Annotated in this window: 13 protein-coding genes; 8 read left to right on the top strand and 5 right to left on the bottom strand. The window is 68.7% G+C overall.

The window, feature by feature from the left end; genetic code table 11:
* Window positions 1-429 carry an Ig-like domain-containing protein gene (locus tag ACFP3H_RS09240; RefSeq protein WP_378602478.1) on the bottom strand — a complete coding sequence of 143 codons (429 nt, stop codon included), beginning with the start codon at window positions 427-429 and terminating at the stop codon, window positions 1-3.
* Between the two features lie 177 nt (window positions 430-606).
* On the opposite strand from ACFP3H_RS09240, the gene ACFP3H_RS09235 reads away from it, so the two are divergent.
* Both ACFP3H_RS09235 and ACFP3H_RS09230 read left to right on the top strand, forming a co-directional pair.
* Window positions 607-828 (top strand): hypothetical protein, encoded by a 222-nt coding sequence (locus ACFP3H_RS09235; RefSeq protein WP_378602475.1) that lies wholly within the window; start codon window positions 607-609, stop codon window positions 826-828.
* Between the two features lie 146 nt (window positions 829-974).
* Window positions 975-3557: a winged helix-turn-helix domain-containing protein gene (locus ACFP3H_RS09230; RefSeq protein WP_378602472.1), complete on the top strand. Its 2583-nt coding sequence runs from the start codon at window positions 975-977 to the stop codon at window positions 3555-3557.
* A gap of 2 nt (window positions 3558-3559) precedes the next feature.
* Here the strand turns inward: ACFP3H_RS09230 and ACFP3H_RS09225 are convergent, their stop codons facing one another.
* Window positions 3560-4177: a TetR/AcrR family transcriptional regulator gene (locus tag ACFP3H_RS09225; RefSeq protein ID WP_378602469.1), complete on the bottom strand. Its 618-nt coding sequence runs from the start codon at window positions 4175-4177 to the stop codon at window positions 3560-3562.
* Between the two features lie 116 nt (window positions 4178-4293).
* Between ACFP3H_RS09225 and ACFP3H_RS09220 the strand changes: the two genes are divergently transcribed.
* From ACFP3H_RS09220 to ACFP3H_RS09195, 6 genes are read left to right on the top strand one after another with little or no spacing between them, the layout of a single operon-like run.
* Window positions 4294-5667, top strand: a complete 1374-nt coding sequence (locus ACFP3H_RS09220) for a flavin-containing monooxygenase (protein WP_378602466.1) — start codon at window positions 4294-4296, stop codon at window positions 5665-5667.
* A complete protein-coding gene (locus tag ACFP3H_RS09215; RefSeq protein WP_378602463.1) occupies window positions 5664-6812 on the top strand; it encodes a serine hydrolase domain-containing protein in 1149 nt (382 codons plus the stop codon). Before ACFP3H_RS09220 ends, ACFP3H_RS09215 begins: the two co-directional genes overlap by 4 nt.
* A gap of 2 nt (window positions 6813-6814) precedes the next feature.
* Complete coding sequence (locus ACFP3H_RS09210) at window positions 6815-7858, top strand: NAD(P)-dependent alcohol dehydrogenase (RefSeq protein WP_378602631.1); 1044 nt, start codon at window positions 6815-6817, stop codon at window positions 7856-7858.
* Window positions 7859-7869: 11 nt separating this feature from the next.
* Complete coding sequence (casG, locus tag ACFP3H_RS09205) at window positions 7870-9519, top strand: steroid-24-oyl-CoA synthetase (RefSeq protein WP_378602460.1); 1650 nt, start codon at window positions 7870-7872, stop codon at window positions 9517-9519.
* Between the two features lie 13 nt (window positions 9520-9532).
* A complete protein-coding gene (locus tag ACFP3H_RS09200; protein ID WP_378602457.1) occupies window positions 9533-11272 on the top strand; it encodes an N-acyl-D-amino-acid deacylase family protein in 1740 nt (579 codons plus the stop codon).
* 25 nt (window positions 11273-11297) lie between these two features.
* The gene (locus tag ACFP3H_RS09195) at window positions 11298-11636 is read left to right on the top strand and encodes a hypothetical protein (RefSeq protein ID WP_378602454.1); all 339 of its coding nucleotides are present in this window, start codon (window positions 11298-11300) and stop codon (window positions 11634-11636) included.
* Window positions 11637-11794: 158 nt separating this feature from the next.
* Here ACFP3H_RS09195 and narI read toward each other — a convergent pair whose 3' ends face one another.
* Genes narI through narH form a run of 3 tightly spaced genes read right to left on the bottom strand, consistent with a single transcriptional unit; the run spans window position 11795 to window position 14900 of the window.
* Window positions 11795-12550: a respiratory nitrate reductase subunit gamma gene (gene narI, locus ACFP3H_RS09190; RefSeq protein ID WP_378602451.1), complete on the bottom strand. Its 756-nt coding sequence runs from the start codon at window positions 12548-12550 to the stop codon at window positions 11795-11797.
* Window positions 12547-13227, bottom strand: coding sequence for a nitrate reductase molybdenum cofactor assembly chaperone (gene narJ, locus ACFP3H_RS09185; RefSeq protein ID WP_378602448.1), 681 nt, complete (start codon window positions 13225-13227; stop codon window positions 12547-12549). Before narJ ends, narI begins: the two co-directional genes overlap by 4 nt.
* Window positions 13224-14900 (bottom strand): nitrate reductase subunit beta, encoded by a 1677-nt coding sequence (gene narH / locus ACFP3H_RS09180; RefSeq protein WP_378602445.1) that lies wholly within the window; start codon window positions 14898-14900, stop codon window positions 13224-13226. The genes narJ and narH overlap by 4 nt, the downstream gene beginning before the upstream one ends.
* Between the last annotated feature and the right edge of the window lie 7 nt (window positions 14901-14907).

The raw sequence follows: 14907 nt of genomic DNA, 5'->3' as shown, positions 1-14907 counted from the left end.
CTAGCCGGCCGAGCCGGTCAGCAGCCCACCCAGATCGGCGGAACCGGAGGACGCGCCGCCGCCGGGGTTGGTGGGCTTCTCGGCGACCTGGATGGTGACGGTCTTGGAGCTGACGATCTCCTGGACGGCCTTGATCTCGTGGGAGCCCGCGGTGGTGGGGGTCCAGGTGATGGTGGCCTTGCCGTTGGACACCGAGACCGGGTCGCCGATCTGGGTGCCGTTGTCGGTGAAGGTCACCTTGAACAGGAACGAGGTGGAGGTGACATCGGCGGTGACGGTGTAGGAGGTGCCGACGGTGTGCGCGCTGCCGCTGACCGTGACCCCCTGCACGAGTGCCGAGGCCTGCGGTGCTGCCAGCACGACGGCCGCGGCGACCGCGGTGAAGGCGGAAACTCCGAAACCGGCACGCCGGGCCTGGAAGGTCTTCATGATGTTCTCCTGTTCACGCTGATGGTGGATGTGAGATTAGACAACTGAAACGTCCGTGTCCCGGAAATTGAAATAGTGATGTTTAAAATCAGGACGAGTGGTTTCACCGCAGGTGGCGGGCGATTTCACCCGGAGCGGATGAGGCGCCCGCCGGTGCGCGGCCGCGACACTTGGCACATGTCGACGCCGGGCCCGCTGCGCTATCAGTTCGTCATCGAGGGCGAACTGTCCGAGCGTGTGCTCGCCGCGTTTCCCGAGCTGCGCCCCAGCGCGCATTCGCCCACCGGCACCACCACCCTCTACGGCCTGGTCGCCGACAGCACCGCCATGCGCGGGGTGATGGCCCGCATCGACACCCTCGGCCTCACCCTGCTGAGCATGTCCCAGTTGCCCGACTGAGCGTTCGCCGACGAGACGACGACGATCTGATAACGAGCCCGCTGCCCGCGTCCCACCAGCAACCGCGCAGCCGTCGCTTGGCCTACCGTCAGGTGGGTGTGGAGGTCGGCCACCGGGCGGTGAACAGCGTGCTCAGGAGGGTGAAGATGGCTTTGTCGTCGCGTTCCCTTGATGTTTCCGGTGGCGGCTCGGTGGTTGCTGGCGCCGGTCTGCCCGAGCTGTCCTTCGCGCCGGTGCGCTGCCTCGAGGTCCTCGCCCGACTGGATCGCGCGCACGCCGCCGGCGGACACACCGTGCTGCTGTGCGGTCCGGCCGGCAGCGGCAAGACCGTGGCGCTGGTCGACTGGACGCGCCGCCGTGGCCCGGCCCGCGTCGTCTGGCTGACCGCCACCGACCAGCTCGACCTGCCGGCCGAGATCCTGCGAATCCTCGACCCCGCAGCCGATTTCGTGACCGCCGCCGGACTGCGCACGCCGATGGATCGCGCGGTCGATCTCGTCGCGGCGCTGAGCGAGGGCGAACCGACGGTGCTGGTGCTCGACGACGCCCATCTGCTCACCGACCCGTTGCAGCTCGCGGCCGTGGAAGTGCTGCTCACGCACCTGCCCGCGCACGTCACCGCGCTGATCGCGGGCCGTTTCGATCCGCCGCTGCGCTGGCACGCCCTCGACCTGGCGGGCAGGCTGAGCCGGATCGGCGCGCCCGATCTGGCCCTGTCCCCGGAACGCGTCGCCCAGTTGCTGTCCCAGCACGGGTGCCGCCTCGACGACGCCGAGCTCGCGATCGTGCAGAACCTGACCAGGGGGTGGCCCGCGCTGGTGCGGATCGCGGCGATCTGCCTGTCGACCACCGGCACCGACCGCGACACCGCGCTGACGGCCCTGGCCCGGCCCGCGCACGCCGTGGCCGATTTCCTGGTCGCCGAACTGCTCGCCGCGCTCCCGGCGCCGACCCTCGAATTCCTGCTCGCCACCGCGATTCCCACGCGGTTCTGCCTGCCGATGGCCGAGGACCTGGTGGGTGCGGACGCGCCGCGGATCCTCGACGAACTCCTGCGCGTCAACTTCCCCCTGCACACCGTCGCGCACGCGGGTCGGCTCTGGCACACCTACCACCCGCTGCTGCGCGCCTACCTGCTCGCCGAGAGCGCCCACACCAGGCCCGAGCGCCTGCCCGACGGCCATCGCCGGGTGGCGGCCTGGTTCACCGCCGCCGCGATGCCCGCGCCCGCGCTCGAGCACGTCCTGGCCGAACCCGGCGCCCCCGGTCTGGTGGCGTTCCTGCGGGACTGGGGCCTGCGCATGGTGCTCGACGGCACCGGGCACATCCTGGTCGCCGCGCTCGAAAACCTCACCGAGCAGGACGCTTTCGTGCGATTGCTGCGGGCCGCCGTGGCCGTGGAAGCGGGCGACATCGCCGCCGCGGAGGTCTATCTCGAGGCCGCGCACGTCGGCCCCGACGCGGGCGCGCCGCTGGTGCCGGTCGAGTGGTCCTCGGTGCTGGATCACGCGGTGAGCGCGGGAGTCGCTGTGCTGGCGGGGGATTCGTCCTCGATGCGCTGGCCGTTGCCGCCCGCGACCGGGCAGTCCGATCTCGACTGCTACGCGGCGCTGCAGTGCGGCAGCGCCGAGATCTACGGTGGTCACCTCGATTCCGGCATCTCGGCGGTGCGCCACGCCCTGGTGCACGCCGAGCGCGGCGGGTTGGGTCGGGTCGCGGTCCGCGCGCGCACGGCGGCGGCGGTGGCGGCGGGGATGTCGGGTCGACTCGGTGAGCTGTGCGCGCTGGCCGGTCAGGCCATCGAGTGCGCCGAACGTCACGAGCTGACCGGTTCGCCGGATGCCGTCCACGCCAGGGTGATCGCGGCCTTCGGCGCCTACCGGCAGGGCATCGAGGCCGAACGGCCGGTGCCGAGCCTGTCCTGTATCGCGGCCGACGAGACGATGGTGCCCGCGCCGGTGCGCCGGATGAGCATCATGGCCGGGCTGCTGACCGTCGCCGAGGATCCCGATCGGGCGGGCACCGCGATCGCCCTGTGCAAGCAACTGCACCGCCTGCTCGACGAGGCGCCGGCGCTGGTCGGGACCGAGGAACTGGTCACCGATGTGGTGTGGCTGCTGCTGCGCCTGCACGCGAAAACCGATGCGCAACAGCTGGTCGACCATGCGATCCGGTTGCTCGGTCCGACCCCGGAGACGACCGTCGCCGAAGCCGGGTTGGCGCTGCACGCGCATCGCCCCGCCGTGGCCTTGACCCTGCTCGAACCGCTGCTGGCGCGCGCAGGCGGGCTCGTGGCGAGTACCAGGGTGACCGCGTGGCTGCTGGTCGCCGTCGCCGCCGACCACCTCGATCGCCCCCGCAAGGCCGACGAGGCGTGCGAGCAGGCGCTCGCGTGCGCGCAGGCCGAGGAACTGACCCGCCCGTTCCTCGATATCCCCGCCGCCGCCGAACTTCTCGACCGGCTCGGCGCGCGCTTCGGCCGCTACGACGTGCTCGTCGACCGCATCCGCGCCCACCGCGCCACCGTCACCGGCACCCCACCGCTCACCGATGCCGAACACGTTGTGCTGCGCCAACTTCCGTCCGGCATGACCGCCGCCAATATCGCCGCCGACCTCGGTGTCTCGGTGAACACCGTCAAGACCCACCTGCGCGGCATCTATCAGAAGCTGGCCGTCAACGCCCGCGCCGAGGCCATCGCCGCCGCCCGCACGCACGGGCTGCTGTGAGCTCAGTCCGGCGTGCGCAGGGCCGGGAACCAGACGTCGGTGAGCACCGCGGCCGCCTGCTGCGCGGACACCTCGATGGTGCCGTGCGTCGCCCAGCGGGTGAAGAAGCGCTCGAGCTGAGCGACCAGTAGTTCGATCCGCAGCCTGCCCTCGTCGCGGCGATCCTCGGGCCAGCGCGCCAGGAACGCGGGCATGCTGTCGGCCAGGGTCATGATGCCCTCGCGGGCGACGGCGCGGAATTCGGGTTCGAGCGCGGTGGCCTCGTCCCAGGCCGGGAGCATGTCCTTGTTGGCGAAGAACCAGTCGATCGCGCGAGACATCCAGTCCGCGAACGCTTCTCGCGAGCCGATGGTGAGGACTCGGTCCAGGTCGGCGTAGAAGTCACGCACGCTGGCGAGGGTGCCTTCCTCGGCGATGGCGCGCAGCACCTCGCCCTTGCTCGTGAAGTGCAGGTAGAAGGTGGCGCGGCTGCACCCGACGGCGGCGGCGATGTCGTCGACGCGGACATCTGAGTAGCCCTGGGTCTCGAACAGGGTGCGCGCGGTCTCGACGATCCGCGCCTTCGTCAGGCGCTTCTGTTCCTCGCGCAGCGATCCGCGGCGGGCGGGTTCGGTCGTCATGGGCTCAGTTTAGACGATCCGCTCATTCACTAGACATGATGTCTAGCGAGCCGCTACGCTGTGTCCTACGTCACCTGGTTCCGGTCATCGACGATCGGGCCGCTCAGGAGTTGTGCATGGATACACCGGAATTGCCCAGGGTGTGCGTCATCGGCGCCGGACCATCGGGTATCACCGCCGCGAAACGGCTGGCCGAGAACGGAATCCCGTTCGATTGCTATGAAGCCTCCGACGAGGTGGGCGGCAACTGGTACTACAAGAATCCCAACGGTATGTCGGCCTGCTATCAGAGCCTGCATATCGACACCTCGAAGTATCGCCTGCAATTCGAGGACTTCCCGGCGCCTGCGGACTGGCCGGATTTCCCGCATCACTCCCAGCTGCTGCGGTACTTCAAGGACTACGTCGACCACTTCGGCCTGCGCGATCGAATCACGTTCAACACCATGGTGATCGGTGCCGACCGCGACGCCGACGGACTGTGGCGGGTGCGCACCGACACCGGCCGCACCGAGGTCTACGACGCGCTCATCGTCTGCAACGGCCACCACTGGAATCCCCGATTCCCCGACTACCCGGGCGAATTCGACGGCGTGCTCCTGCACAGCCACACCTACAACGACCCGTTCGATCCGATCGACCTGCGCGGCAAGCGGATCGTCGTGGTCGGGATGGGCAACTCGGGCCTCGATATCGCCTCGGAACTGTCGCAGCGGTTCATCGCCGAGAAGCTGTTCGTCTCGGCGCGACGGGGCGTGTGGGTGCTGCCCAAGTACGTGAACGGCCAAGTGGGCGACCGTCAGTCGGTGCCGTCCTGGATGCCTGCCAAGCTGGCGCTCAAGCTCAAGCAGCGGTTCGTGCGCAAGAACCGGGGCGAGATGACGAACTACGGCCTGCCGAAACCCGATCACGAACCGTTCGAGGCGCACCCGTCGGCCAGCGAGGAGTTCCTGCACCGCGCGGGCTGCGGCGATATCGCGTTCAAGCCCGCGATCACCCGACTCGACGGTGAGACAGTGCATTTCGCCGACGGCAGCAGCGAGCGGATCGACGTGATCGTCTGTGCCACCGGCTATCACATCAGCTTCCCGTTCTTCACCGACTCCGAACTCGTGCCGGACGCGGCCAACCGGTTCCCGCTGTTCCAGCTGATGGTGAAGCCCGGGGTGGACAACCTGTTCTATCTGGGTCTGGCGCAGCCGATGCCGACACTGGTGAACTTCGCCGAGCAGCAGAGCAAGCTCGTCGCCGCGTATCTGACCGGCCGCTACCACCTGCCGTCGCGCACGCGGATCGACGAGGTGCTGGCGGCGCAGGAGGCCGAACGTGCTGGGCGCTATTACGATTCGCCCCGCCACACGATTCAGACCGAGTTCGAGCCGTACGTGCGCGAGCTGACCAAGGAGCTGGCGCGCGGGGCGAAACGAGCTGCGGCCGTAGGCAATACCCTGCCGGTCCCCGCGCGGGCGAAGGCGGGGGTGGCGCGATGAGCACCTCCTCGGGATTCTGTCGGGACGAATTCGCCGGTGTGCGTGCGGTCTTCGACGAACACTTCGCTTCCGGCGCGGAACTGGGCGCGGCCCTGTGCGTGACCGTCGACGGCGACCCCGTTCTCGATCTGTGGGGTGGTTACGCCGACCCCGCGCAGACGATTCCGTGGGCGGCCGACACCCTGGTCAACGTCTTCTCGGTCACCAAGACGATGACGGCGCTGTGTGCCCTGCTGCTGGTCGACCGCGGTGAACTCGACCTCGACCGCCGGGTCGCCCACTACTGGCCCGAGTTCGCGGCGAACGGCAAGGCCGACATCGAAGTCCGGCACCTGCTCTCGCACACCTCGGGTGTGTCGGGCTGGGACAAGCCGATCGAGCTGGCCGACATCTACGACACCGAAGCCGCCGCGGCCCGCCTGGCCACGCAGGCGCCATGGTGGGAGCCCGGCACCGCCTCGGGCTATCACGCCATCAACTACGGCCACCTCATCGGTGAGCTGGTGCGCCGCATCACCGGCCGGTCGCTCGGCCGGTTCTTCGCCGACGAACTGGCCGGACCGCTCGGCGCCGATTTCCACATCGGCACCGGCCCGGAGCACGCCGACCGGATCGCCACCCTGGTCGCGCCGGAGCTGCCCGACTTCGATCTGTCGGCTCTCGACCAGGACAGCGTGCTGATCAAGACCCTCACCAGCCCCTGGCTCGAGGTTTCCGAAACGGTCACGCCTGCCTGGCGAGCCGCCGAGATCGGCGCCATCAACGGGCACGGCAACGCCCGCTCGGTGGCCCGCGTGCAGTCGCTGATCGCCAACGGGGGCGAACTGGGCGGCAGGCGGTTCCTCTCGCCCGCCACGATCGAGCTGATCTTCCGCGAACAGGCCGACGGTCTCGACCTGGCCCTGCTCGTCCCGCTGCGCTTCGGCATCGGCTACGGCTTGCCGCGCCCGTCGACCTTCCCGCACATTCCGCAGGGGCGGGTCTGCTGGTGGGCCGGGTACGGCGGCTCGATGGTGGTCAACGACCTCGATCGTCGAATCACCTTCGCCTACACCATGAATCGGATGGCCACCGGCCTGATCGGCTCCGATCGGTGCGACAGCTATCTCGCGGCCACCTTCGACACGGTAGGGCAGGTTCGATGACCATGCGTGCGGTGCAGTTGACCGCTCCCGGCACCCTCGAGGTGCGCACCGTGCCCATCCCCGAGCTCGGGCCCGACGATCTGCTGCTGCGGGTCGGCGCGGCCGGGATCTGCCATTCGGATTCGTTCGTGCTCGCCCTGCCGTTCCCGCTGAGCGAGCGGCCGCTCACGCTGGGCCACGAGATCGCCGGCACCGTCGAGGCGCTCGGCGCGGCGGTGGACGGCCGTCGGGTCGGTGAGCGGGGCATCGTGTATCTCTGCTGGTCGTGCGGTGCATGCCGAGAGTGCTTGCGCGGCAACGAGAATGTGTGTCTGGCCGCCGGTCGCACCGCGATGCCGCCGTGTCCCGGCCTCGGGCCCGACGGCGGGATGGCCGAGTACGTGCGCATCACGGCGCGCTCGTTCGTGCCGATCGCCGACGACCTGGACTTCGCGCACGCCGCACCGCTGGCCGACGCGGCCCTGACGCCCATGCACGCCATCCGTGGCGCGATGGACCAGCTGTGGCCCGGCGCCACCGCGGTCGCCATCGGCATCGGCGGACTCGGCCACGTCGCGATCCAACTGTTGAAGGCGCTCACCGACACCACGGTGATCGCGGTCGACGTGGACCCCGACAAGCTCGCCCTCGCCACCGAATGCGGCGCCGATCTCGCGCTGAAGGTCGACGAGAACATCGCGGCCACCCTGCTGGAACTCACCGGCGGACGCGGCGCGGAGGCGGTGTTCGACTTCGTCGGCGCCGACGCCACCGCGCAGCTGGCCGTCGAGACCGTCGCCCCGAACGGCGCCTACCGGATGGTCGGGCTCGCGGGCGGACACCCCGGCATCGACTCCGGCCCGGCCGGTGGACCCGGCCTGCCGTGGGGTGCGACGGTGCGAAAGTCCTACGGCGGCACCAGAACCGACCTGATCGATGTGGTGGCGCTCGCCGCCGCGGGCAAGGTCCGCGCCGAGGTCGAACTGTTCGACCTCGCCGACGCCCGCACCGCCTTCGACCGACTCGACTCCGGCGCGATCCGCGGACGCGCCGTCCTCATTCCCTGATGGAGAAGAACATGACCGAAGCTGTAGACCCCCAGGAATTCGTGGCCAAGGTCGCCGCGGGCCTCACCGCGCCCGGCGCACCGTTCGAGCTGACCGTCGAACCCGTTCTGGGCGTGCCCATTCCGGTGCTCGCGCGCCGTCGTACCACCCTGCGTGAACTGCTGGAGGACTCGCGCAAGTGGGGCGATCGGGATTACCTCGTCACCGAGGACCGCCGGATCTCCTTCGCCGAACACGCCGCCGCCGCGGGCGCGCTGGCCACCGCGCTGGCCGCCGACTACGGCGTGCGCAAGGGCGACCGCGTGGGCATCCTGGCCGCCAACGGCCCGGACTGGGTGATCGCGTTCTGGGCCGCGCAGTGTCTCGGCGCGATCCCGGTCGGCTACAACGCCTGGTGGGCGCCCCCGGAGATCGCCTACGGCCTGGCGCACACCACCCCGACCGTGGTGATCGCGGACGCGAAAAGAGCTGCGCTGCTGGCGGAAACGGGCACCGAGCTGCCCGTGCTCACCACCGCGGAGCTGCCCGCCCTGATCGCCGAGTTCGGGGGCGGCGAGATCCCCAGCACGCCGATCGCCGAAGACGACCCGGCCGTCATCCTCTACACCAGCGGCACCAGCGGCAGGCCCAAGGGCGTCGTCCACTCCCAGCGGAACCTGGTGGCCATCAGCGACTATCACCGCTTCACCGATGCCATGCTCGCCACCTTCCTCGGGCAGGAGGTCGGTGACGCCCCCAGTGACCGCCGCTACCTGGTCACCGCGCCGCTGTTCCACATCGCCAGCCTGCACAACCTGGTCATCCCCCGGTTGGCGACCGGGGCGGCGGCGGTGTTCCCGCACGGCGCCTTCGAGGTGGGCCGGGTGTTGAGCCTGGTCGAACGCGAGAAGGTGACCAACTGGGCGGCGGTGCCGACCATGGCGGCCCGACTTCTGGAACACGATGTGGCACAGCATGATCTGTCCTCGCTGACCGCGCTGTCGCTGAACTCCGCGCCCACCTCGCCCGCGCTGCTCGCCGCCCTGCGCGCGAAGATCCCGGCGCTCCAGTTCTCGCTGACCACCAGCTACGGGCTGACCGAGAGTGGTACCGCCGCGACCGTGGCCACCCCGCTCGACCTCGCGGTCGACGACGCCTCGGTCGGGCGGCCGATCCTCGCGGCGGAGGTGCGGATCCGCGATGCCGAGGGCAAGGTGGTCCCCGACGGCGAGGAGGGCGAGATCTGTATCCGCAGCCCGTATGTGATGCTCGGCTACTGGGACGACCCGGCGGCGACCACGGCCGCGATCGATGACGAAAGGTGGTTGCGCTCCGGCGATTTCGGCACGGTCCGCGAGGGTAGGCTGACCGTGTCCGGTAGGCGCACCGATCTGATCCTGCGCGGGGGCGAGAACGTGTACCCCACCGAGATCGAGAACGTCCTGGCCACCCACCCGGCGGTCGCCGACTGCGCGGTGTTCGGGGTCGCCCACGCCGACCTCGGTCAGGAGGTGGCGGCGCTGGTCGTCGCCGAGCCCGACACCCTCGACATCGAGGAGCTGCGCGCGTTCGTCGCGGCCCGGCTCGCCTATTTCAAAGTTCCCACCCGGTGGCGGATCACTTCCGACGAGCTGCCACGCAACGCAACCGGTAAGGTCACACGGCGCGAGCTCGTGATGTAAGAGGAGTCAGTCAATGTTCGACAGCATCATCAAGGGCGGCCGGTGGTTCGACGGCACCGGCGCCCCGTCCGCCGTTCGCCATCTCGGCATCCGCGACGGGAAGATCGCCGAGGTCTCGGAGACCCCGCTCGACGAAACCGGGTGTGCCCGTGTGGTCGACGCCGAGGGCAAGTGGGTCATGCCCGGCATGATCGACATCCACACCCATTACGACGTGGAGGTGCTGCTCGAGCCCGCGCTGTCGGAGTCGGTGCGCCACGGCGTCACCACCATCCTGGTCGGGTCCTGCTCGCTGTCGACCGTGCACGTCGACGGTGAGACCGCCGGTGACCTGTTCGGGCGCGTCGAGGCGATCCCGCGCGAGTACGTGGTCAGCGCGCTGAACGCGGACCGAACGTGGAGTGCGGCAAGCGAATACATCGACGCGCTCGAGCGGTTGCCGCTGGGTCCGAACGTGGCCGGGTTCATCGGGCACTCCGATATCCGCGCCGCGGTGATGGGTCTGGACCGCGCCACCCGCAAGGAGGTCAAGCCGACCCGTGAGGAGCTCGCCGAGATCGAGCGCCTGCTCACCGAGGCCCTCGACGCCGGCTTCGTCGGAATGTCTTCCCAGCAGCTGCTTTTCGACAAGCTCGACGGGGTGACCTGCCGTTCGCGCACGCTGCCCTCGACCTACGCTCCGAGCAAGGAGCGCCACCGGCTCAACAAGATCCTGCGCAAGCGCCGTCGCGCGTTGCAGGGTGGTCCCGATATCGGGAGTCCGACGAGTCTGGTGTCGATGGCGGTGTCGGGCATCGGTGTGCTGCGCAAGCCGCTCAAGGTGAGTCTGCTCTCGGCCGCCGATGTGAAGGCGGTGCCGGGGGCGTCGAAGATGTTCCCGGTGGTCGGCAAGATCATCAACGGGCTCAACGGCAATTTCCGCTGGCAGCATCTGCCGGTGCCGTTCGAGGTCTACTCCGACGGCATCTCGCTGCCGGTGTTCGAGGAATTCGGGTCCGGCGCGGCGGCGCTGCACCTGGCGGATCAGATCGAGGAGCAGCGCCATCTGCTCCAGGACGAGGAATACCGTCGCTCGTTCCGCAAGGACTACGACAACAAGTACGGGCCGCGCGCCTGGCACCGCGACTTCTTCGACGCCGACATCGTGGCCTGCCCCGACGAGAGCGTGCTCGGCAAGACCTTCGGTGAGGTGGGGGTCGACCGTGGTGGGCTGCACCCGGTCGACGCCTTCCTCGACCTGGTCGTCGAGCACGGCGACAAGTTGCGGTGGCGCACCACCATTTCCAACCATCGCCCCGAGGTGGCCGACGTGCTGGCCGCCGACCCGTCGGTGCAGCTCGGCTTCTCCGACGCGGGCGCGCACCTGCGCAATATGGCCTTCTACAACTTCGGCCTTCGCCTGCTGCGCCGGGTCAATGACGCCGCGGGTACCGAAAAGCCGTTCATGACAGTCGAACACGCGATCCACCGGCTCACCGGCGAACTCGCCGACTGGTACGGCCTCGACACCGGCCACCTCCGCGTCGGTGACCGCGCCGACGCCGTCGTGATCGACCCGGCCCACCTGGACGAGACGCTCGACGCCTACGCCGAGAACCCGATCGAGTCGTTCGGTAACCTCTCGCGCATGGTCAACCGCAACGACGCCACCGTCACCGCGGTCTTCGTCAACGGCCGCTACGTCTTCGGCGAGGGCGAGGCCGACCCTGCGCTCGGCACCGAGCGGGTGGGGGAGTTCCTGCGCGCCGAATAGGACCACACCAGCGAGAGGACTCGACATGTCGGACGCGAAACGGATCACCTGGGGCGCCCCACGCCACCCCACCGACACCGACCGCGCCGCCCTGCGCGAGGACCTGCTCACCCGAGCTCGCGCGGTCCGCGCCGACGGCTGGGCCGACCACCGCACCGAGTGGTCGCCCGGCCAGATCGCCGTGGTTGCCTACGTCCTGGGCGACACCGCCGTCCTGACCGAACTCGACGAAACCGAAGGCACCGTCCTCACCCGCTACGCCGCCGACCTCTTCGGCTTCACCAAGTCCCGCAAAGACATCGAAGCAGGCCTCCCCGCCACCCAAGCCTGGTTCACCACCATCCGCACAGCCTTGGACAGCTGATCACCACGCTCCGGCGGCCCGCTTTCTCGCATCCCACGTGCCCACAGCGCCGCCCAGCTACGGAACTCGTCATCGACTTGGCGACGGAGGTCGCTAGCGTGCGCAACGAGCTGATGCGCTTCGACACCGATCCGGTGTCGGTAGCCCAGCTGTCCGCACTACCACCGATCCGGGGTGACCGGGGCGTCCCAGGCTTTGGCGAAGCGGGTTTTGTCCTTGGTGTCTACTTCCTTGCGGCGGTAGACGATGTAGGGGCGGGTGAGGTAGCCGATGGGGGCGCTGAACATGTGGACCAGGCGGGTGTAGGGCCAGGCGAAGACCAGGGCGAGGACTACCAGGCCGTGGAGTTGGAAGGTCCAGGGGACGCCGACCATGAGGCCGGGTTCGGGGTTGATGGAGAACAGGCTGCGGAACCAGGGGGAGACGGTGGTGCGGTAGTTGTAGGTGCCCCACAGCAGGTTGGAGCCCCAGGTGTTGAGCAGGCCGGTGACCAGGGCCAGGGTGAGCAGGGTGTACATCATGATGTCGTTGCGGCTGGTGTTCTTGCGCACGGCGGGGATGACGATGCGGCGGTAGCACAGGATCGCTACGCCCGCGACGACCATCAGGCCGGCGATCGAGCCCGCGCCGACGGCGACCAGGTGGTAGGCGTGTTCGGAGATACCGACCGCGGCAGTCCAGGATTCGGGGATCAGCAGGCCCATCACGTGCCCGAAGAACACCCCGAGCATGCCGAAGTGGAACAGCGGGCTGCCCAGTTGCAGCAGCTTGGATTCGTAGATCTGCGAGGAGCGGGTGGTCCAGCCGAACTGGTCGAAGCGGTAGCGCCAGACATGGCCCAGCACAAAGGAAGTCGCCGCGATGTAGGGCAGGATCAGCCACAGGCCTTCGGGCAGGGGGATGGTTGCGTTCATCGGCGGCCTTCTGTTGCTTCGAAGAGGGCGGGGTCCATGGCGTAGGGCTCGAGGCCGACTTCTTCCTCGGGCGGACCCTGGGCGGCGAGTTCGGCGATGCGACGGCGGTCGGCGGTGGTCACCGGGGGCAGCGTGGTGAGCACCGCGGCCAGCACGCCGCTGTAGGGAGAGTTGTTGTCGCCCAGCGACAGTCGCAGCAGCTCCATCACCGGCACGTGTTCGCCGAGCAGGCGTTCGCCGCCGATGGGATCGATGGTGGCGGCGAATTCCAGCAGGACGGGCAGGTGGTCGGGCAGTTCCTCGTCGCCGAGTTCGACGCCGCCCTGGCGGTAGGCGTGCTTGAACCGCAGCAGCGCCATGCCGCGTTTGCGGGTGTCGCCGAAGGCGTAGAAGGTCAGGTGCAGGCTGGCGCGGCGGCGCATGTCGAAGGTTTCGACGTAGCTCTGGGCCACCTCGATCGCCGGGGTGTCGCGCAGGTAGGCGAGGATCTCGGCGAAGTGCGCCCGCACGTCGTCGGGCAATCGCGCTGCGGCGTCGGACAATTGGTCGAGCATGGCCAGGGTCTGCTCGCCCGGGTAGTCGAGCAGGAACGCCGCCAGCCGCCACACGACCAGGCGATCGCGCTCGGGCATCTCGGTAACCGGTTGGGGCCGTTTGCGAATGGAGAGCAGGCTCATGGCGCGACACCGCTGACGGGTGTGTCGGTAACGGCAGCGCCGTTGCTGCCGTTACCGTGACCGGCGCCGTTGCCGGTCTTGTCGCCGTTGGTGTTCGGCAGGAGTCCGCTGGTGCTGCGCCCGTCCCAGTTGAGCAGGTTGATCCGGCCCGACTTCTCCTCGGGCGCGGCCTGATTCACATCGGAGAGCGAGAACTTCTCGACGACCTGGTCGAACGCGGTCATGCCGGGTCCGCCGTCGGTGTCGAGACTGCACCCGGTGGCCAGCGAATCGAGTTCGTGCGCTTTGGAAGTCGCGCCCATCGGGATCACGTAGCGGTGCTCGTACTTGGCGATGGCGAGCAGCCGGTACATCGCCTCGATCTCCTCGGGCTCGAGCCCGATCGACGGCGCGATGTGCGGCTCCGGCTCCTCACCCAGGTTGACCGAGCGCATGAACGAGCGCATCCCGGCCAGCCGCTGCAACGACGAGCGCACCGGCCCGATCTCACCGGCCGTGAACAGCTCGGCCAGATATTCCAGGGGAATGCGCAGCGCGTCGATGGCGCCGAACAGGTTGCGCACGTCCTCGCCGTCGTGCCCGGTCTCGGTCAGCACATCGACCACCGGCGACAGCGGCGGCACGTACCAGACCATCGGCATCGTGCGGTATTCCGGGTGCAGCGGCAGCGCCAGCTGGTAGTCGACGATCAGCTTGTAGACCGGCGAATCCTGGGCGGCCTGAATCCAATCCGAGGAGATGCCCGCCTTCTCGGCTTCGGCGATCACGCGCGGGTCGTGCGGGTTGAGGAACACGCCCAGCTGCGAGGTGTAGAGGTCCTGCGGGTCGGTGACCTGGGCAGCTTCCTGTACCGCGTCGGCGTCGTAGAGCATCACACCGATGTAGCGCAGCCGCCCGACACAGGTCTCCGAGCACACGGTCGGAATACCGACCTCGACGCGCGGGTAGCAGAACGTGCACTTCTCCGCCTTGCCCGTCTTGTGGTTGAAGTAGATCTTCTTGTACGGGCAACCGGTGATGCACTGGCGCCAACCACGGCATTTGTCCTGGTCGACGAGCACGATGCCGTCTTCCTCGCGCTTGTAGATCGCGCCGGAGGGGCACGAGGCGGCGCACGAGGGGTTCAGGCAGTGCTCGCAGATGCGCGGCAGGTAGAACATGAAGGTCTCTTCGAACTCCAGCTTCACCTTGGTCTCGAGCTTGCCGAGGATCGGGTCCTTGCCGACCTGCTCCGGGCCCGAACCCAGGTCGTCGTCCCAGTTCGCACCCCAGGTGACCTTGGTGTCCTCGCCGGTGATCAGCGACTTGGGCCGCGCGACCGGGGTGGTGTCCATGGGCGGCGACGACAGCAGGTTGTCGTAGTCGTAGCTCCACGGCTCGTAGTAGTCGTCGACCGTGGGCAGGTCGGGGTTGGCGAAGATGTTCATCAGGCGCTTGAACCGCGAGCCGGACTTCAGGGTGAGCTTGCCGCGCTTGTTGAGCGTCCAGCCACCCTTCCACTTCTCCTGGTCCTCGTACTGGCGCGGATACCCCTGTCCGGGACGGGTTTCCACGTTGTTGAACCACACGTACTCGGTGCCGCCACGGTTGGTCCAGGCCTGCTTGCAGGTGACCGAGCAGGTGTGGCAGCCGATGCACTTGTCCAGGTTCATGACCATCGCAAGTTGAGCCATTACGCGC

Origin of the sequence: Nocardia lasii, from assembly GCF_042658545.1 — a bacterium.
Lineage (GTDB): Bacteria > Actinomycetota > Actinomycetes > Mycobacteriales > Mycobacteriaceae > Nocardia > Nocardia lasii.
This window is presented reverse-complemented; position numbering and strand designations above follow the sequence as displayed.